General features: G+C 71.9%; 12 protein-coding genes and 1 pseudogene. 5 read left to right on the top strand and 8 right to left on the bottom strand.

Annotation, left to right across the window (positions count from 1 at the left end; translation table 11 throughout):
- Positions 1-3 precede the first annotated feature (3 nt).
- From mdlC to BLW76_RS44990, 5 genes are all read right to left on the bottom strand, one after another.
- Positions 4-1,590: a benzoylformate decarboxylase gene (gene mdlC / locus BLW76_RS44960; RefSeq protein WP_091318537.1), complete on the bottom strand. Its 1,587-nt coding sequence runs from the start codon at positions 1,588-1,590 to the stop codon at positions 4-6.
- An 88-nt stretch (positions 1,591-1,678) separates the two neighbouring features.
- Complete coding sequence (locus tag BLW76_RS44965) at positions 1,679-3,328, bottom strand: S53 family peptidase (RefSeq protein ID WP_091318538.1); 1,650 nt, start codon at positions 3,326-3,328, stop codon at positions 1,679-1,681.
- A 166-nt stretch (positions 3,329-3,494) separates the two neighbouring features.
- Positions 3,495-4,751, bottom strand: coding sequence for an NsdA family TPR-like regulatory protein (locus BLW76_RS44970; protein ID WP_482746703.1), 1,257 nt, complete (start codon positions 4,749-4,751; stop codon positions 3,495-3,497).
- Between the two features lie 378 nt (positions 4,752-5,129).
- A complete protein-coding gene (locus BLW76_RS44985; RefSeq protein ID WP_091318541.1) occupies positions 5,130-5,807 on the bottom strand; it encodes a copper homeostasis protein CutC in 678 nt (225 codons plus the stop codon).
- A 12-nt stretch (positions 5,808-5,819) separates the two neighbouring features.
- A complete protein-coding gene (locus BLW76_RS44990) occupies positions 5,820-8,582 on the bottom strand; it encodes a sensor histidine kinase (RefSeq protein ID WP_208613505.1) in 2,763 nt (920 codons plus the stop codon).
- 187 nt (positions 8,583-8,769) lie between these two features.
- Between BLW76_RS44990 and BLW76_RS44995 the strand changes: the two genes are divergently transcribed.
- On the top strand, positions 8,770-9,735 hold the full coding sequence (locus BLW76_RS44995; protein ID WP_091318544.1) for an ABC transporter substrate-binding protein: 966 nt from the start codon (positions 8,770-8,772) through the stop codon (positions 9,733-9,735).
- Positions 9,736-9,793: 58 nt separating this feature from the next.
- A complete protein-coding gene (locus tag BLW76_RS45000; protein WP_091318546.1) occupies positions 9,794-11,179 on the top strand; it encodes an FAD-dependent oxidoreductase in 1,386 nt (461 codons plus the stop codon).
- Here the strand turns inward: BLW76_RS45000 and BLW76_RS45005 are convergent.
- The gene (locus BLW76_RS45005) at positions 11,176-11,784 is read right to left on the bottom strand and encodes a hypothetical protein (protein ID WP_091318547.1); all 609 of its coding nucleotides are present in this window, start codon (positions 11,782-11,784) and stop codon (positions 11,176-11,178) included. The two genes, BLW76_RS45000 and BLW76_RS45005, sit on opposite strands and share 4 nt — an antisense overlap.
- An 89-nt stretch (positions 11,785-11,873) precedes the next feature.
- Between BLW76_RS45005 and BLW76_RS45010 the strand changes: the two genes are divergently transcribed.
- Positions 11,874-13,520 carry a DNA repair helicase XPB gene (locus tag BLW76_RS45010; RefSeq protein ID WP_091318549.1) on the top strand — a complete coding sequence of 549 codons (1,647 nt, stop codon included), beginning with the start codon at positions 11,874-11,876 and terminating at the stop codon, positions 13,518-13,520.
- Positions 13,521-13,719: 199 nt separating this feature from the next.
- Here BLW76_RS45010 and BLW76_RS50890 read toward each other — a convergent pair.
- Positions 13,720-13,902 (bottom strand): annotated as a pseudogene (locus tag BLW76_RS50890) (ankyrin repeat domain-containing protein); the annotation flags it as partial.
- A 422-nt stretch (positions 13,903-14,324) separates the two neighbouring features.
- Between BLW76_RS50890 and BLW76_RS45020 the strand changes: the two are divergent.
- Both BLW76_RS45020 and BLW76_RS45025 read left to right on the top strand, forming a co-directional pair.
- Positions 14,325-15,086, top strand: coding sequence for a DUF4253 domain-containing protein (locus BLW76_RS45020; RefSeq protein WP_091318552.1), 762 nt, complete (start codon positions 14,325-14,327; stop codon positions 15,084-15,086).
- A 568-nt stretch (positions 15,087-15,654) separates the two neighbouring features.
- Positions 15,655-16,497 (top strand): DUF72 domain-containing protein, encoded by an 843-nt coding sequence (locus BLW76_RS45025; RefSeq protein WP_091318554.1) that lies wholly within the window; start codon positions 15,655-15,657, stop codon positions 16,495-16,497.
- 99 nt (positions 16,498-16,596) lie between these two features.
- Here the strand turns inward: BLW76_RS45025 and BLW76_RS45030 are convergent, their stop codons facing one another.
- Entirely contained in the window at positions 16,597-19,371 is a 2,775-nt protein-coding gene (locus BLW76_RS45030) for an AfsR/SARP family transcriptional regulator (protein WP_091318556.1), read from the bottom strand.
- Between the last annotated feature and the right edge of the window lie 63 nt (positions 19,372-19,434).

Raw genomic sequence — 19,434 nt, forward strand, 5'->3', positions numbered from 1 at the left:
GGTTCAGTACAACGACTTGGACGACGCCGCCACGCGCACGTGGACCAGCGTCGGGCGCGGGTCGGCCAGCGCCGCCGTGAGCCCGGGGACCAGTTGCGACGGCTCGGTGATCGTCACGCCGTGGCACCCCATGCTCTCCGCCAGTGCCGCGAAGCCGATGCCGCCCAGTTCGGTGCCCGGCAGCTTCGCGCCGCCGATCGCGTCGCCGAGGATGCGGACCGCCGCGTACTCGGAGTTGTCGAGGATCACGAACGTCACCGGCAGTTCTTCGCGGGCCGCCGTCCAGAGGGCCTGGATGCCGTACATGCTCGAGCCGTCGCCGATCACGCCGACGACCGTGCGGTCCGGGCGCCCGAGCGCCGCGCCGACCACGCCGGGGACGCCGTAGCCGAGCGTGCCGCTGGCCATCGTCAGGAAGCCCGTGTCGGTGGCCGTGATCGGCAGGTGGTCGTGCAGGATCCCGCGGTGGCTGGGCGCCTCCTCGACGACCAAGGCGTTGTCCGGCAACACGTCCGCGAGCGTCGAGTAGACGAGTTCGGCGGTCAGCGCGTCGCTGCCCGGCTTCGCGGGACGCTGCCGCGGGGCCGGCGCCGGCCGCGTGCTGCGGTCGACGACGTTGAGCAGCGCGCGGATGCCCAGCTTCGGCGTGGCGCGGACGCCGGTGCCTTCGAAGGCCCGCGCGAGGACCTGTTCGTCGTCGCTGACGACGAACAGCGGCGGCAGTGGAGCTTCCCCGCGCCCGCGGTCGACGTGGTAGGTGAAGGCGGGCGCGCCGAGCACGACGACGAGGTCGTACGGCGCGAGCGCGTCGGCGACGGCACCGCGTTCGGGGTCGAGGAACCCTTGGAACAGCGGGTGATCCTCGGGGAACGAGCAGCGGAAGGACATCGGGGCGACCCACACGGCGGCGTTGAGCCGCTCGGCGAGCGCGACGGTTTCGACGACGGCCCCGTCCTGGTCGACGGCTCCCCCGACGACCAGCGCCGGCCGCTCGGCGGCCGCCAGCGCGGTGTTGAGCTCGTCGACGGCCTCGGGATCGGGCGCGAAGCCGCGGATCCGGGGGCGGGAGATGACGGGCCGTTCGGTGGCGGCGGACCAGTCGTCGGCGGGAACGGAGACGAAGACCGGACCGGACGGCGCCTGGGTGGCGACGTGGTAGGCCCGCGCGAGCGCGGCCGGGACGTCTTCGGCGCAGGCGGGCTCGATCGACCACTTCACGTACGGCTTCGGGAACTCGGGCGCTTCCAGCGCCCCGAGGAAGGGCTCGTGCGGGAGCAGCGACCGGATCTGCTGCCCGGCGACGACGATCAACGGCGTCCGGTTGCGGTAGGCGTTGAAGAGGCTGCCGAGCCCGTGCCCGACCCCGCCGGCGGAGTGCAGGTTGACGAGCACCGGCTTCCGGGTGGCCTGCGCGTAGGCGTCGGCCATTGCCACGACGGCGGATTCCTGCAGGCCCAGAACGTAGTCGAAGTCGTCGGGCCAGTCGGTGAGGAAGGGCACCTCGGTGGTGCCGGGGTTGCCGAACACCGTGGTGAGACCGAGTTCGCGGAGGAGCTCGCGGGTGGCGTCCAGCACCGTGCGCTTGATCATGCGCCCAGGTTAACGCTTAGTCTTGCGAAGCAAACCCCCCAAGCGGCGCAGTGACGGCCGGACCGTCACCGCGCCGCTGGTCACGCACTCAGCCGAGCAGGCCCGACAGCCCGCTCGCCTTGAACGAACCCCAGCCCGTCACCTGGTCGTACCCGGTGCCGGCGCTGAACCCGGTCGTCCCGTGCAGGGTGTTGTTGCCCGACGTCACGTCGTGGAAGCCCGTGCCGTACGAGGACCCGTTGCCGATCGAGTAGAACTTCGGGTTCAGGTTGCCCAGCGCGCCGCCGTGCACCTGGTTCTGCAGGGCCGCGAAGGCCGCCCACAGCGGAGTGGCGCCCGACGTGCCGCCGACCGTTTCCCACGTGCCCGCGCTGTAGATGTAGTAACCCGACGTCGGCGAGGCGTCCGCCGCCACGTCCGGCACCTTGCGGTACGTCGTGCTCTGCGACGACTGCCACGACGGCGCGGTGAACACCGTCGAGATGCCGCCGCCGGTCGAACCGCCGCTGTTGCCGTCGTTCCAGACCACTTCGCTGCTGTAGCCGTTGGTCGACGTCACGCTCAGCTTCGTCCCGCCGACGCCCGACACGTTCGGGCTCGACGCCGGGAAGTCGACGCCCTTGGCCGTCGAACCGGTCTGGCGGTAGCAGTCGGTCGTGCCGTCGTCGCCCGCGGCCGCGAAGTAGGAAATGCCCTCCGCCGTGCCGGTCGCGATCGCGCTGCTCACGCTCTTCGCCGCGCTCGACCCCTCGGCCGCTTCGCAGGCGCCCCAGGAGATCGAGACGACGTCGACCGTCGCGTCGGAGGCGATCTTCTGGTACATCGCCAGTTCGCCCGCGCTCGAGTTCGGTGCCTCGTAGACGTAGTCGTTCGCCGCCGCGGCCACCGCGTGCACGACCTCGATGTCGAGCTCGACCTCGATCTGGCCGCCACCCGGCGACGAGTCGTAGTTGGCCCCGCTGACCGGCACGGTCGTCACCGAGCCCGCGGAAAGGCCGTACGTGCTGTCGTACTTGGTGATGTCGGCCTTCTGGTAGCCGTCGAACTCGACGAAGCCGACGTTCACGCCGCTGCCGGTCGCCGACAGGCTGCCGGTGCCGTAAGCGGTCTTGAGCACCGGCGGGGTGACGGACTTGACGACGTTGGGCTGGGCGAGCGGCTTCGCCGAGTGCGTCCGCACCGCGTGGTCGTCGAGGCCGACGACGCCGCTCACGACGTCCGAGACGCTCGCGGGCACGGCCGGCACGGCGTCGTTGGCGAAGAAGTCCCGCCCGGAAGCACGGTCGTGGTAGGTCCCGATCCCGGTCCGGAACGCCTGCTCGAGCTGTGCCGCCGAACCGGTGAACGTGATGGCCTGCCGGTTCCCGGAAACCTCGATCCCGGTCAGGCCCGCTTTCCCGAGAAATGAGACGGCCTTGTCGACGTCGGCCTGGGTCGGCCCGAACCTGGCATTGAACTGCGCCGGGGTGAGGAACCGGTGGTATTGCGGCGATGCGGGATTCTGCACGTCGGCGAGGAACTTTTCGAGCGCCTGCTGGTTGTGCAGTTTCAGGGAGAGCGCTGCGGTGATCGGCCGGTCGGCCGCGACGTCGCCGGTGCGGGCGCTGTTGACCAGCGGCGCGGCGTTGTCGGCCAGCGTGACCAGGGGTTCCGACGCCGCGGCGGCCGGGACGGCCACGGCGAGGCCGAGCAACGCAGGCAGCGGCACAGCGGCCGCGACGAGCTTGCGCAAGCGCATGGGGAATTTCCTCTCGGCGGTGGGGACCGGGCCTGCGCGGAATGCTCGCCGCAGGTTGCCGAGAAGCATAAGAAGCCGTGATCACGCCGAGGAACCTACTTTTGTCTGAGGTTCGGCGGATCCCATTTTCATTTTCCGAAAGGTTTACCTGCACATGATCAGGCGATTATTGTCCGGATTGCCCGGCCATTTCGATGCGTTCGATGATCTCGCGGGCGCGCGCGTCGTGCCGGTGCCGCCGGGCCGCCGCCGACAGCGTCCGCAGCCGCTGCCGGGTGCGGGGCGAGCGCAGCACGCCGGCCAGTTCGATCGCCTCGCGCCCGGCTTCGGCGGCGACGTCGAGATCGCCGCCGAGCGCGTGCACGGTGGCCAGCCAGATCACCGTCAGAGAGCGGCTGCGGGCCATTTCCGGGCCGTAGCCGTCGATCGCGTCGACGAGCGCCGGGATGCCTTCGCGGCCGTGCCGGACGTCGACGACCTGCGCCAGTTCCGCATGCACCGTGCCGATCATCGCCGCCAGGTCGGTGGCCCCGAAGAACGCCGCCCACGGCGACGGCTCCGCGCCGGCGGCGTCGGCGAACTCGGTGCGGGCGCGGCCCAGGCAGCCGAGCGCGGCGGTGACGTCGGCCTTCTTGGCGTACGCCCACGCCTGGTTGGCCGACAGGATCGCCTGCGCCAGCGGGGAACGCGCCCGCCCGGCCGCCTCCCGGCCCCGCGCGAACTCCGTCAGCGCCGGGTCGACCGCGTCGTAGTGCAGCAGCAGCCGTCCGGCGCGGTACCGGATGTTGGCCTGCAGGTCGTGGTTGCCCGCTTCGACGGCCAGCGACAGCGCCTGCGCGAACGCCTCCAGCGCGGCTTCCGGGCGGTCGTCGTCGAAGCTCGTCCACCCGGCGAGGTTGCAGAGGTCGGCGACGGCGGTGCACAGCCGCGGCCGGACCTTCCCGCGCATCGTGCCGCCCAGCAGTTCCAGCGCGCGCGGCAAGGCCTCCGCGACGGCGTCACCGCAAGCTCCGCCGCCACAGCGGTAGTCCTGCGCCCGGAGCCGGGCCACGGTGTCCTCGAGCCGGCGCACGTCGGCGAGACCCACGTGCACCCCGCTCCGATCCCGTCCGTCACTGCCGGTCATGGCAGCCCTCCGTCCGTAGAGAGCTGCCGATCGGGCAGCCCCGCTCATTCCCCTCCCGGCCAGGCCGGAGCCCGCTCCTTCGCGGGACTGGCACCGGGCAGGACCCCGGTGGCGGTCAGCACCACACCCGTGGCGGTTTCCGCGATCTTGACGGCGGCCAGCACGCCGGTGAGGACGAGGGAGCCGCCGAGCCCCAGTTTCGCGAATTCGTCTTCGGAGGTTTCGGTTCCGCGTTGACGCGGTATCGCGCCGGTCACGATTCGGCCCTCCTGCTTGCCGCGGACCCGCTCTGGCGATATCCGCGGGGAATCAGCCTGCCCCAGGCGACGGAAATGCGCCTGATGGCCGACGTCCTGACTTCGTGCTGGCCACGCAACGAGTTCTCGAACTGAATACGCGCGCACACGGCGCCGCCTCCCGCACTGCAGATCGATACCTGAAGATCGCCCGGATCGCGAAATGCGGGACCACCGTAGCCAGCCGATCGCCTCGAAATCAGCCCCCAACCAGGTCTAAAGCCGGAATCGCCTGTGCAGCCGCACGCGCAACTCCGGCGCCGTCGGGTGCACGCGGCAGATGCAATTTCACCCGGCGGTTCACGAATGCCACCGGCAGGCGAAACATCGGTGGAAATCGTTCTATCCCGCCGTTTCTCCGCGAAATTGCGGAGTTCGATCAGGATTTGACGAGGTCGACCCAGTTCCGCACGGTGCCCGCGTCCACCGGCGCCTGCCAGCCGCCGGGCCGGACGGCGCTGCCGACGTGGAAACCGCGCACCCCGCCCGCCCGCAGGAGGTGCACCTGCTGCGCGCGCAGTCCCCCGCCGACGAGCAGCTCCGGCCCGCCTTCACGCTGCGCGAGCCGCTGCAGCACCGAAAGCCCACTGGCCACGCCGTTCGGGTGACCCGCGGCGAGCACGGTGTCGCAGCCGAGGTCGCCGAGCCGGTCGTACGCGCGCACCGGGTCACGCGTGCGGTCGATGGCGCGGTGGAAAGTCCAGGACAGGCCGTCGATCTCCTTGATCAGCGCTTCGCAGGCGTCGACGTCGATCTCGCTGTCGACGTTGAGGAAGCCGAAGACGAACTCGCGCGCCCCCGCGTCGACCAGCCGTCCGGTGTCGGCACGCAGCCCTTCCAGGTCGCCGACGGCGAAGGACCCGTTGTCCCGCAGCATGACCCGCACCGGGAGGTCGGTCGCCGAGAGCACGTCACGCAGCGTCTCGACCGACGGCGTGAGGCCGTCCTGCGCCATGTCCGCAACCAGTTCGAGGCGGTCGGCCCCGCCCGCCTGCGCGCTTTCGGCGTCCGCCGCGTCCAGCGCGATCACTTCCAGCAGGGGCGTCTTCGAGCTCATGCCTCATCCGTTTCACTGGTTCCGGGTGTCGTCTCCCCTCGCGTGCCGCCCTCGCCGGAAGCCGCCTTGAAGGCTCGTCATCCGCTCGCGCACCGCTTCCGGGGAAAGAGAGAGTATCGGCCGCTGTTCCGGCACCGCTCCCGGGCTGGCCGCGGAATCCAGTGGCTGCAGAAACGGCCAGGTGTCCTCCGCGCCGTCCTCCTGCTCCAGTTCAGCGGGGGTAGGCCATTCGTACGCAGGCTCGATTGCGGCAGGCGGCGCAACGGGTGTCAACCGCGGTTCGGTGTCTTCGTCGTCCGGGCGCAGCTCGCCGCTTTCACGCGAAAGCGTTGCCTCCACGGGGACCGGAAGGGCACTTTCACGTGAAAGTGGCGCTTCCGGACCGCCACTTTCACGTGAAAGTGGCGGCGGGGGTGGGGCGAGGGCGTGGCGGGGCTGGGGGTCGGCCGGGCGTGGTTCCTCGGCGACCGGGCGCGGCTCCGCAGGCTTGCGCGATTGCTCGGGCGCGGCGGAGGCGTCGAACCAGCGGGACAGCACGTCCCGGTAGGCGGGCATCCGCTCGGTCGGCGCGTCGAGGTCGAGGTGGGCCTCGTCGTCGGCGGTCGGCCACTCCGGCGTGTGGTCGCGGGCCACCACCGGGGCGCGGCGCGGCGGGCCGGCCTCGATCGACGGCGGCGTCAGCTCCTCCGGCTCCGGCTCGGGTTCCGGCTCCGGCGGCGTGAGCGAGGCGAGCGGCGCCAGCAGCTCCGGTTCCGGGGCGGCCGCCGGCTCGGCGGGCGGGGGCGGGGCCGGCATCGGCGGCAGCTCGACGATCAGCGCCGACGGCACCAGCACCGTCGCGACCAGCCCGGATTCCGCGCCCGCGCTCAGGCTGACGTCGATGTGGTGGCGGGTGGCCAGTGTCGCGACGACGAACAGGCCCATCCGGCGCGACACCTCGACGTCGACGTCCGGCGGGTGCGCGAGGCGGGAGTTGGTGCGGTCGATCTCCGCCTGCGGCATGCCGGCGCCGTGGTCGACGATCTCGATCTGCCAGTCGCCGTCGTGGGTTTCGGCGCTCGCCACGGTGACCATCTCTTCGCCGGAGTAGCGGGTCGCGTTCTCCAGCAGCTCCGAAATGACGTGCACGAGGTCGTTGACGGCCTCCCCGCGCACCGCCACCTGCGGGGCCGGGCCGAGCTCGATCCGCTGGTAGTGCTCGACCTCCGAGAGCGCGGCGCCGACGATCTCGTCGGCCGAGACCGGGCCGGCGTCCTCCCGCACCGAGTCGTTGCCGGACAGGACCAGCAGGTTCTCACTGTTGCGCCGCATCCGCGTCGCGAGGTGGTCGAGCTCGAACAGCCCGGCGAGGGTGTCCGGGTCCTGCTCGTCGGCCTCCATCCGGTCGAGCACCGAAAGCTGCCGCTCGACGAGGTCCTGGCTGCGCTGCGAGAGGTTGACGAACATCGCGTTGACGTTCTCGCGCAGCATCGCCTGTTCGCCCGCGAGCCGGACGGCCTCGCCGTGGACCGCGTCGAACGCGCGCGCCACCTGGCCGAGCTCTTCGCGGGTGAACACCGGCACGGGCGCGACGGCGAGCCGTTTCCGCAGGTTCTCGGGCGCGGGCTCGGGATCCGTGAGCAGGTTCTGCACCGCCGCGGGCAGCCGGTGCTCGGCCACTTCGAGCGCGGTCCGGCGCAGGATCCGCAAGGGGCGCAACAGGGACCGCGCGATGACCACCGACAGCACGCCCGCGACGAGCAGGACGCCGAGGACGACACCGCCGTCCCACAGCGCGGCCGTGCGCGCTTGCGCCGCCAGGCTGTCGGTGCGTTCCTGCAACTGGACCAGCAGCGCCTGCTGCACCCGGTGGGCGAGGTTCACCGTGTGCGTCGCCGAGGTGTCCCACTGGTTCGGGTCGAGGCCGGAGAGGTTCTGGCCGTTTTCGGTGCGGGTGAGCGCGGATTCGACCATGTCGTTGCCGATGTCGACGACCAGGCCGATCACCGTGTCGTCGAACATCCGCTGCTGGTCGGGGGTGGCGAAGGTGCGGTAGTCGCTGCGCGCGGCGGCCAGTTCGGCCTCCGCGCCGAGCAGGGCGCGCGTGCGGTCGCGGTTCAGGGTGCCCGCCGCGAGCGCCTCGGCCATCACCGCGCGCTTGACCGACATCTGGTCCTTGATCCTGGCCAGTGCGTTGCCCGCCAGGCGCATCCGCGCGAGTTCCGGGTCGGCGACGTCGGCGGCGGCCGAGTCGCTGATGTCGAGCAGGCCGGAGATCAGCTCGCTGTAGGAGCGCAGGACGGCGTCGGCGGGGAACGCCGAGTGCTCGGCGGAAAACCGCAGGCCACCGAGCACGCGCAGCCGGTCGTCGGTCTGCTGCAGGCTTTCCGCGGCCTGCGCGTCGAGCCGCGGCCTGCTGTCGGCGAGGGTCCGCTCGAACGTGCCGATGGCCTGGTCGACGCGGTTGCGCTGGGCGGTGAGGTCGGTCGTGTCGCCCTGCCGGTTCTGGGCGACGAACCGCACGGTGAGGTCGCGCTCGCGCTGCAGTTCGTGCAACGCTTCGGCGATCGTGCTGTCGACGCGGCCGCGCGTCGCGAACTCGGCGAGCTGCCGGGCGTCGCGCAGGTCCGAGCTGATCCGGAGGCCGACGAGCGCGATGACGGCCAGCGCGGGGATGAGGAGGACGGCGAACAGCTTCGTGCCAAGGCGCCAGTTCCGCAGGCGCCAGCGGCCGCCCGCCGGACGTGGATCCGCCGCGTCGCCGCCCTTGCGGGGACGCTTGTCGCGACGGGTCACCTGGTTTCCTTTTCCGCCGCGGGCGGGAACCCGCGGATCGAACGACATCTCGAACCTACTGAACGGTAGCCCGCCCCATGAAGATCCGAAAGCCGCGCCGGCACGATACGGCCCTGCCCGCGATCGTATGGGGCGCGGACCATACGATCCAGCACGAGAACCAGATTCTCGCGGTAGGTGAAGGTTCATGATGAGACGCGGACCGTTGATTCCGCTGGTAGCGGCGTTCCTGGCGACCGCGGGCTGCAGCGTGTTCTCGTCCGGCACCCCCGCGGCCCCGCCGCCGCTGGAGCGGACCACCCTGCGCGTCGGTGTGGGCAACCCCATCGACACGGCCCCGCTGCGGATCGCCGTCGCGGCCGGGAAGTTCGGGTCCGCCGGCCTGACCGTGCAGCTCGTCGAGCTCGGCGCCGAAGACGGTCTGGCGAAGCTGGCCGCCGGCGACCTCGACGTCACGTTCGCCTCCGACATCGCGATGTTCCGCGCCGCGGCCGGCGGCGCCGCGTTGCAGCTGCAGGGCGAGGCCTACACGTCCGGCCCGAACACGATGGCGCTGGTCACGCTGCCCGACTCGGACTACACCGTGCCGACGGCGAAGCGGTCGCCCAAGATCGCGGTGAACATGCTCGACGACATCGGCGCGCTCGTCGCGCGTTCGGTGCTGGGCACCGCGGGCGTCGACGAAACGAAGATCAAGTTCCAGGCGGTGCCGTTCGACCGGATGCCGCAGGCACTGCAGGCGGGCAACGCCGACGCCGCGCTCATGATCGAGCCGTACATCACCCGCGCCGAGAAGGACCTGGGCGCGCACATCCTGGCCGACGGCGCCCGCGGTTCGACGCTCGACTTCCCGCTGTCCGGCTACGCGGCGGCCAAGCCGTTCGCGCAGGCCAACCCCCGGACGCTGGCGGCGTTCCGCACCGCGCTGGGCGCGGCCCAGCAGAGCGCGACGGACCCGGCGATCGTGCGCGACGCACTGCCGAAGTTCTCCGACATCGACGCGACCACGGCCGCGCTGATCTCCCTCGGCTCGTACCCGGCGTCGCTCAACGGCATCCGGCTGCAGCGCGTCGCCGACCTGATGCACAACTCGGGCCTGCTGGCGAACCGCCTCGACGTCCAGGGCCTGCTCCCCGCGCAGCCCGGATATTAGCTACCGACAAACTCGCACCTGGTCTACTTTTGCACTCAGTCTACTTGAGGAGTGCACGATGACCGACGTCCTGATCGCCGGAGCCGGCCCCACGGGCCTGCTGCTGGCCGCGGAACTCGCCCTCGCCGGGGTGGGCGTGACCGTGCTCGAACGCCGCCGCGGGCCGGGCCTGCCGCGGCCGGTCGGGCTCCAGCCGCGGACCGCCGAGCTGCTGGACATGCGCGGCCTGGCCCCGGCCGACCAGGAGATCGACGGGCCGAGCGGCCACTTCGCAGGCTTGCCGGTCGCGCTCGACCACGGCGTCTGGCAGACCCGCCACCCCCGCGTGCTCAACCGGGCGCAGGACGACGTCGAGGCCATGCTGGCCACGCACGCGCTGGCGCTCGGTGCGGTCATCGAGCGCGGCCACGAGGTGACCGCGGTCGACGTCGACGCGGACGGCGTGACCGTCGACGGGCTGCGGGCGCGCTGGCTGGTGGCCTGCGACGGCGCGCACAGCACCGTCCGGCGCCTGCTCGGGGTGCCGTTCCCCGGCCGCACCGAGACCTACGTCGCCACGCTGGCGCACATCCGGCTCGCGGCCGCGTCCGCGCTGGTCCCGGCCCGCGCGGCGCACTTCAGCCAGGTCACCCGGCAGGTCGACGGCTACTGGTCGATGCTCACCCCGCTCGGCGACGGCGGCCACCGGTTCGTCTTCGGCTCCACGACGAAGCAGCCGGGCCGCGACGCACCGGTGTCGGATACCGAAGTCACCGAAGCGCTGACGGCCCTGTACGGCGCCGAGACGCGGCTGGGCGAGGTGTACGGCGCTTCGCGGTTCAACGACGCGACGCGGCAGATGACGCAGTACCGGCACGGCCGGGTGCTGTTCGCCGGCGACGCCGCGCACATCCACCCGCCGCTCGGCGGGCAGGGGCTCAACCTGGGCGTCCAGGACGCGATGAACCTGGGTTGGAAGCTGGCCGCGACGGTCCGCGGCCCGGCGCCGTCCGGGTTGCTGGACACCTACCAGGCCGAACGCCACCCGGCCGCCGAGCGCGTCCTGCGGCACACGGCGGCCCAGCGCGTGTTCACGGCGCCGAACCGCGGCGAGAACGTCGAGGCGCTGCGCGAGATCGTCGTCGACCTCATGCGGCTGCCGGACGCCAACCGCTACTTCAGCGGGCTGCTGTCCGGCCTCGGCCTGGAGTACCCGGGCGCGCGGCGGGTCCCGGACCTCGACCTGACGACGGCGTCCGGGCCCACGCGGCTCTCGGCGTTGCTGCACGGCGGCCGCGGCCTGCTCCTCGACCTCGGCGACCATTCGGTGCCGCCCGGCTTCACCGGCCAGGTCGACCACGTCCGCGCGGCCACCGCCGACCCCGGGTACCGCGGCCGGCTGCTGCTCGTGCGGCCGGACGGGTACGCCGTCGACCCGGCCGAGCTGGGGCGCTGGTTCGGCTAGATGTTCTCGCCCGGCGGCGTCAGGCACACCACCCGCGCGGGCGGGCCGCGGTAGACCAGCACGTCGTCGGCGTCCGTACAGCTGCTGCCGGCGGCACCGGAACCGATGATGACCTCGGCGCGTTCCGTCGCCCTCGGGTCGGCGCAGCTCACCTTGGCGATCGTGGCCTCGTCTTCGACGTCGCGGAGGCAGTCGCCGGTGCTGACGTTCAGGGCCAGGCAGAGCGTCTGGCCGGAGGCGAGCCGGAACCGCACGTAGTCGTCGGAGGCGCACGCGATGGCACCGCGGTAGGTGTTGTCGATCTGGTAGATCGCGGCGGCCTCGCGGCAGCCGACGCGGTGGTAGGCGAGCTTGCCGGCGCCCTCGCGGGACAGGTACAGGCAGTCGCCGTCCGACGGCGGCCCGCTGCGCAGGACCCAGGAGAAGCCCAGCGCGCCGAGCGCGCCCAGGCCCAGCGCGGCGACGACGCACGCGACCAGGGTGATTTTCACCTTCGTGGTGAACCAGTGCGGAACCGGCTGCTGCCCCGATTCCGGCGGCATCGGCGCGGGCTGCGCGTAGCTCGGCGAGCGGAACGGGTTGTCGTCGAACGGCGGTGTGGTCAACGTGCCCTCCAGTGATCCCCTCGGCACCTCGTCCCACCGGCGGACCCGCGAGCGGAGCGGACCGGAGCGAGGCACGTATAACAGTAGTTGTGACTGATGGCCCGCTGATCGTCCAGTCCGACAAGACCGTGCTCCTGGAGGTCGACAACCCCCAGGCCGATGACGCGCGCATCGCCATCGCGCCGTTCGCCGAGCTCGAACGGGCGCCGGAGCACGTGCACACCTACCGGATCACGCCGCTCGCGTTGTGGAACGCGCGCGCCGCGGGCCACGACGCCGAGCAGGTCGTCGACGCGCTGACGACGTACTCGCGCTTCCCGGTGCCGCAGCCGCTGCTGATCGACGTCGTCGACGTCATGGGCCGGTTCGGGCGGCTGCAGATCGCCAACCACCCGGCGCACGGGCTCGTCATGTCGACCACCGACCGCGCGGTGCTGGCCGAGGTCGTCCGGAACAAGAAGATCAGCCCGATGCTGGGCGCCCGGATCGACGACGACACCGTCGTCGTGCACCCGTCCGAGCGCGGGCGGCTGAAGCAGGCGCTGCTGAAGGTCGGCTGGCCGGCCGAGGACCTGGCCGGGTACGTCGACGGCGAGGCGCACCCGATCGCGCTGGAGGAGGACGACTGGCAGCTGCGCGACTACCAGCGCCAGGCCGCGGAGGCGTTCTGGGCGGGCGGCTCGGGTGTCGTCGTGCTGCCGTGCGGGGCGGGCAAGACGATGGTCGGCGCGGCGGCGATGGCCAAGGCGGCGGCGACGACGTTGATCCTGGTCACGAACACGGTGGCCGGGCGGCAGTGGAAGCGCGAGCTGATCGCGCGGACGTCGCTGACCGAGGAGGAGATCGGCGAGTACTCCGGGGAGAAGAAGGAGATCCGGCCGGTCACCATCGCCACCTACCAGGTGATCACCCGCAAGACCAAGGGCGAGTACAAGCACCTGGAGCTGTTCGACTCGCGCGACTGGGGCCTGGTCGTCTACGACGAGGTCCACCTGCTGCCGGCCCCGGTGTTCCGGATGACGGCGGACCTGCAGTCGCGGCGCCGGCTCGGCCTGACCGCGACGCTGGTGCGCGAGGACGGCCGCGAAGGCGACGTGTTCTCGCTGATCGGCCCGAAGCGCTACGACGTGCCGTGGCGCGACATCGAGGCACAAGGCTGGATCGCCCCGGCGGAGTGCACCGAAGTCCGCGTGACGCTGACCGACGCCGAGCGGCTCGAGTACGCCACGGCCGAGGCCGACGAGCGGTACAAGCTGGCGGCGACGGCGTTGACGAAGACCCCGGTGATCAAGTCGATCGTGGCCAAGCACGCCGGCGAGCCGACGCTGGTGATCGGCGCGTACCTCGACCAGCTGGAGATGCTCGGCGACGAGCTGGACGCCCCGGTGATCCAGGGCGCCACGCGCAACAAGGAGCGCGAAGAGCTGTTCGACAAGTTCCGCCGCGGCGAGATCCGCACGCTGGTGGTGTCCAAGGTGGCGAACTTCTCGATCGACCTGCCCGAGGCGTCGGTGGCGATCCAGATCTCGGGCACCTTCGGCTCCCGCCAGGAGGAGGCCCAGCGCCTGGGCAGGCTGCTGCGCCCGAAGGGCGACGGCCGCCAGGCGCACTTCTATTCGATCGTCTCGCGCGACACGGTCGACACGGAGTACGCGGCGCACCGGCAGCGCTTCCTCGCGGAGCAGGGCTACGCGTACCACATCGTGGACGCCGACGACCTGCTCCGGCCGCTCTGAGCGGTGCGGGTTCAGGTTCCGTCGAAGAACTGCCGGACGTCGTAGTTCGCGATGAGCCGCGCCAGGCCGGCCGGCGTCTGCCCGGAGGTGTTGGCCCGGTGCGGGTCCGCGCCGTGCCGGCGGAGCAGCTCGATGAGGTCGCCACGGCCTTGGGAGGCGTATACCGCCCTGTCGACCGGATCGACCCGGGCCCCGCAGTCAGGAGCACCGAGGCCACCTCGAGGTTGTTCTGCTGGGCGGCGAAGTGCAACGGCGTGAAGCCGTCCCGGTCGCTCAAGTCGGGGTCGTGCCCCGCCGCGAGCAGTGCCCGCGCCTGCGCGCCGTCGCCCTCCACCGCGCAGTAGTGCAGCTCGGACCGCCCCTGCCGATCGACCACGCTCACTCCCTTCGAGGATCATCGTGTTGGCCCGCGGCGAGTCACGAGCCGAGATAGCGCAGCACGGCGAGCACCCGGCGGCTGTAGCCGGTCGGCTAGGACAGGCCGAGCCGGCCGCCGCACCACCTCGGGGTCGAAGGCCGCGCCGCCTTCGGCCACCCGCTGCAGCCCGTCGAGAAACTCACGGACCCGGGTCGCGGGAGTCGAGCCCATGCGGTTCGGCCGGTTCCTGCCGCCGACCAGCGACACCCCTTCGGCGCAGTGGGCAGCCTCAGCAACATCTTGTGTCACATGCTTACCAGCACCGCGCTGACCTGCGAGTTTGCGGATTCACTCGAACGGATGAGCGGCCAAAACGCTGGAAATTGTCAGTCCCTCGAACTACTGTTCGAGATGCAGGAAGCGAACACAAGTTCGAGGGGACGTCCATGACGATCGCACCGCTCCGCCCCGGTACGCCCGCACCGCCGGTCCAGACCCTCCCACCGGGGTCGTGGCACGGCCGGCTGTGGGTGTCCGACCTGCCCCTGACCCGGCCCGAGCGCTACCTGGGCTGTGTAGCGGAGTTCGAGCGGTCCGGGCTCTGGCCGGTGCTGATCCCCCACGACCAGCGCTTCGCGGCAAACGGCGAGGACTGGATCGACGACCGAGGAAGGCTGGCCCCGGCAGGCCACCGAGTAGCGGCGGCCGACCCGGCGGGAGCCCTGTCCCGCTGGTGGGACACCTCATGCTGCGACGGCGCCTGCCTCCGCCCGTTCGGCGCGCGGTTCCCCGGCCTGGCCAAGCGCAGCCCCCGCAGGTCGGACCCGTTGGCAGAGGCGGGCAACACGGGCTCGATCCTGGCGACGCGAGCACCCCACAGGCTCGGCCTGGTCCAGACCGAGCGCCCGGCGGACATCCCGGCCCTGCTGGGCTGGACGGGGATGATCAAGTACACGGACCAGGTGGCAGAGCTGTCGGCGGTGCTGCGCAGCTGGGAGGACAGGTTCGGGGCAACACTGGTGGTCCTGGGATTCGACGCGATCGAGCTCTCGGTGGCAGCACCACCCCGAAACCAGGCAAGGGCCTTGACGGTGGCGGCGGAGCATCGGGCGTTCAGTTTGCCGACGTTCGCCGGCCAGCCGGGGAACCTGCGGGAGTACGCGTCGGGGTTGGTGCAGTCACGACACTGGCGGTTTTCCTGGGCATGACAGATCTGCCGGGCATGGGGGCGCTGGCAGCCGGGCCGGGGGCGGCGGCCCAGGGGCGAGATGGCAGGCAGGCCGGAGTGCGGCGGGCCAGCCGGGGGCGAGCAGGCAGACCTGCCGGAAGGCCGAGGCCCGGGGAGGCCGCACAGGCGGCCGAGGCCCGCGGTCCGGGGCCTGGCGGGCCCGCGGCCCGGCGGCCCGCGGCCCGGCGGGCCGGAAGGCCCGAAGGGGCCGCCGGGGCCGCAGGCCATCCCAAAGAGCTGGGCGGTCATCCCGTCGCCTGAGGCCGTCAAAATCACTTTGAGCCAGGCCCGCAACCCCCACCCCAACGCAAGAAAACAACGCAACCTTGCGGGCCTGGCTCAAAGTGATAGGCCTCAGATCAGGCGACGGGATGACCACCCAGCGACCAAAACCCCAAGCCGACCGAACAGCGCCCCGGAGGCCATCCCAGAGCCTGCCCGTCCGGCGAGGACAACCCTCGAACCACAGACAGAGCCAACCCCCAGCCCAACCGTCCCACCCGCGTTTGGTGCCCGAAAACACCGGGAATCCAACAGCAGGAAGGCGGGTGAGAGCGATCGCCGAGATCCGGATCGGGACCTCCGGGTGGCGCTATCCCCCCTGGCGCGGGGTCTTCTACCCACCCAAGCTCCCCCAGCGGCGCGAGCTCGAATACCTCTCGCGGCGGATGAACGCCGTCGAGATCAACGGGTCCTTCTACTCCCTCCAACGCCCGGAGCGGTACCGCGCGTGGTTCGACGAGACCCCCGCCGACTTCCTCTTCGCCGTCAAGGGTGGCCGCTTCATCACGCACATGAAGCAGCTTCGCGGTGTCGAGACCGCGCTCGCGAACTTCTACGCCTCCGGTGTCCTCGCCCTCGGCGCGAAACTCGGTCCCTTCCTCTGGCAACTTCCGCCGCGGCTGGCCTTCGATCCCGCGCGGCTCGAGGACTTCTTCGCCCTGCTTCCCCGCACCACCACCGAGGCCGCCCAGCTCGCCGCGAAACACGATGACAAGGTCACAATCCCTTACCTCGAGGCCGTCGAAAAGATGCCCCTGCGGCACGCCCTCGAAGTCCGGCATCCCAGCTTCGCCGAGCCCGCCGCCAAACGGCTGCTCGAAGAGCACCGCATCGCGCTCGTCGTCGCCGATACCGCCGGGAAGTGGCCCTTTCTCGAAGACCAGACCGCCGATTTCGCCTACGTCCGGCTGCACGGCGACGAAGAGCTCTACGTCAGCGGCTACTGCGGCGAAGTCCTCCGCAAGTGGGCCCGCAAGATCCGGGCGTGGCACGACGATGGGCGGCGTGACGTGCACGTCTACTTCGACAACGACGTCAAGGTCGAGGCCCCGCGCAACGCCGAATGCCTCGCCGACCTGCTCGGCGTGGCTCCGGGCACCGGACAGTGAGTGGACAGTGAGCGCCGTCGGCTTGAGTGGGCGCGCGGGCCGGACCGGCTTGCGTGCTGCCGCTGGGGGTCGGCACGTGAGCCGTCCGGCGCCGGGTTCTCACACCCCCACCACGACCAGTGCCGCCAGCTTGGCGCGCACGTCGTCCGCGTCCGGGTGACCCAGCTCCGTCAGCAGGCGCACCGACCGCAGCCAGCACTCGCGGGCCGCCGCCGGGTCGCCGTGGCGCAGCTGGACCTGGCCCAGCTGGGCCAGGACGTCCGCCGCCTCGTACTGCTCGCCCATCGAAAAGAACATCCGCACCGAGTCGCGGAGGCACGCGATGCCCTCCTCGACCCGGCCGAGGCCGATCAGGGCCAGGCCGCGCGTGTGCTGCGTGAACCGCGTGTCGACCGGACAGCCGTCGGGGCCGATGATCGCCAGTGCCTCGTCGGCCAGGCGCAACGCCTGCTCGTGATCGCCCATCGACGTGCAGATGTCGCCCAGTGCCCGCAGCACGCTCGCCTCGAAGTGCCCCAGTCCCAGCTCGCGGACGATCGCCAGCGCCTGCACGCCGTGCTCGTACGCCCAGGCGCAGTCTTCGAGGTTGTGCGCCGCCATCGCCAGGTTGTACTGCGCCCGCGCCTCGCCCTCGCGCGCCCCCAGCTCGCGCTGGATCGCCAGCACCTGCTCCAGGTACCGGCGGGACTCCGCGTACTGCCGGGCGACGCCGTTGACGACGCCGAGCCCGCTGAGGATCCCCGCCTCGCCCGGCCGGTGGCCGCTCGCGCGGGCGGCTTCGAGCGCCACCGCGAACACCGACCGCCAGTCGTCGAGCCGCGAGCGCGTCACGAAGTAGCTCTGCAGCAGCCAAGCGAGCTTCCAGCAGACGTCGTCGCGGCCGCGGCGCCGCGCCAGGTGGACCGCCGCGATGAGGTTGCCGGACTCCTCGCCGAACCAGTCCAGTGCGTCGTGGTACCCGGGAAACGCGAGGCCGCCCTCGAGATCGTCGAGCTCGAGCAGCCGGTAGTAGCGCTCCGGCCGCATCCGCCGTGAGGCGTTCAGCGCCGATGCCAGGTACCAGCCCAGCAACCGGTCCAATGCCGCGTCGCACTCCGAAGCCGACTCCACCTGCGAAGCGGCGTACGCCCGGATGAGGTCGTGGAACTGGTAGCGGCCCGGGCGCGGCTGGGCCAGCAGGTGCGCCGCCGCCAGGGTTTCGAGCATCGGGCGGGTCGCCGCGACGTCCAGCCCGGCGACCGCGGCCGCCGCCGGCGCGGTGAAGTCGACCCCGGTGTGCAGCCCGAGCAGCCGCAGCAGCCGGGCCGTCGACGGCTGGAGTGCCTGGTACGAGTAGGAAAACACCGATCGGATGTTGGTGCCTTCGCCGTCGGCGAGGTCGAACGAACCCAGCAGGTCGGGGGCGTCGACGAACTCGTCGAGTGGCAGCTCGGGGAACTGGGCCGCGCGCACGGCGAGGATCCGGATCGCCAGCGGCAGCCCGCCGCAGTAGCGCACGAACCGCCCGGCCGCCGCCGGATCGCGGGCGACCCGGTCGTGGCCGATCGTGGACGCCAGCAGCGCGACGGCGTCCTCGTCGCCGAGCTCCTCCAGCGCGACCCGGCGCGCGCCGTGCGTCGCGACCAGCGCGCGCAGCTGCCAGCGGCTGGTGACCAGTACCAGGCAGCCCGGCCCGGGCAGCAGCGGGCTCACCTGCTCGGTGCGGTTGGCGTTGTCGAGCACGACCAGCAGCCGGCGCCCCGCCGTGTGCGTCCGCCAGCTCGCCGCGCGGCCGTCGAGGTCGGCGGGGATCGCCTCGCACGGCACGCCGAGCGCGGTGAGCATCGCCTCCAGCGCCGCCGACGGCTCGACCGGCTCGCCCGGGCCGTAGCCGCGCAGGTTGAGGTGGACCTGTCCGCCGGGGAACCGGTCCGCGACCTCGTGCGCGAAGTGCACCGCCAGTGTCGTCTTGCCGATGCCGCCCATGCCTTCGACGGACGCGATCGGCGTCGACGTGTCGGCGTCGAGCGCCTCCGGCAGCAACGCGTGCAACGCCTTGAGGTCGCACTCGCGCCCGGAGAAGGCGCGCAGGTCGGCGGGCAGCTGGCGCGGCACCTGCGGCTCGACGCCGAGGCGGTAGCGCGCCAGCGTGGGCGCACCGTCGGCACCGGTGAGGATCGCCTGCCGGGTGCGCTGCAGCGACGGCCCGGGGTCGAGCCCGAGCTCGTCGGCCAGCACCCCGCTGATCCGGCGGTACACCTCCAGCGCCTCGGCTTGGCGGCCCGACCGGTACAGCGCGAGCATCAGCTGCTCGTGCAGCCGCTCCCGCAGCGGGTTCTCCCTGACCAGCCGGGCGAGCTCGGGGACGACGGTGCCGTACTCGCCGACTTCGAGCAGCGCGTCCGCCCACTGCTCGCGCACGCGCAGCCGTTCCTCGGCCAGCTGCCCGGCCTCGTCGCAGTGCAGCGCGTCGGACTCGACGTTCAGCAGCGCCGGCCCGCGCCACTGCGCGAGCGCCCCGGCGAAGTGCGCGGCCGCCTGCCGGCTTTCGCCGCGGTCCAGCGCGGCCTTGCCGCGGGTGGCGAGGGCGCGGAACCGGGACAGGTCGAGCAGGTCGTCGTCGAGCTCGATCAGGTAGCCGCCGCTCTCGGTGCGGATCGCGACCTGGTCGCCCAGGGCCCGGCGCAGGCGCAGCACGTACGTCTGGAGCGCGCCCTTCGACCGGCGGAGGTCGTCGTTCCACAGCCAGCGGCCGAGCTCGTCGACCGGCACGACCCGGTTCGCGCGCAGCAGCAGGCCGGCCAGCACGATCAGCGGCCGGCTGCCCCCGAGCGGTACCGGGCGGCCGTCGGCCGTGACCTCGGCCGGACCCAGCACGCGGAAATCGAGGACCACGGGGTCATTCTTGCCGGAAACCCACAGTTCGGCACCTGTTTGCCCGGCTCGTCACGGTGGCAT

Source organism: Amycolatopsis tolypomycina (assembly GCF_900105945.1).
Taxonomy (GTDB): Bacteria; Actinomycetota; Actinomycetes; order Mycobacteriales; family Pseudonocardiaceae; genus Amycolatopsis; species Amycolatopsis tolypomycina.

What these genes read in the sequence shown, in the direction of transcription:
- BLW76_RS45020 (WP_091318552.1), top strand. Translation starts at nt 14,325, where the DNA reads ATGACGATCGCACCGCTCCGCCCCGGTACGCCCGCACCGCCGGTCCAG.
- mdlC (WP_091318537.1), bottom strand. Translation starts at nt 1,590, where the DNA reads ATGATCAAGCGCACGGTGCTGGACGCCACCCGCGAGCTCCTCCGCGAA.
- BLW76_RS45000 (WP_091318546.1), top strand. Translation starts at nt 9,794, where the DNA reads ATGACCGACGTCCTGATCGCCGGAGCCGGCCCCACGGGCCTGCTGCTG.
- BLW76_RS44965 (WP_091318538.1), bottom strand. Translation starts at nt 3,328, where the DNA reads ATGCGCTTGCGCAAGCTCGTCGCGGCCGCTGTGCCGCTGCCTGCGTTG.
- BLW76_RS44995 (WP_091318544.1), top strand. Translation starts at nt 8,770, where the DNA reads ATGATGAGACGCGGACCGTTGATTCCGCTGGTAGCGGCGTTCCTGGCG.
- BLW76_RS44985 (WP_091318541.1), bottom strand. Translation starts at nt 5,807, where the DNA reads ATGAGCTCGAAGACGCCCCTGCTGGAAGTGATCGCGCTGGACGCGGCG.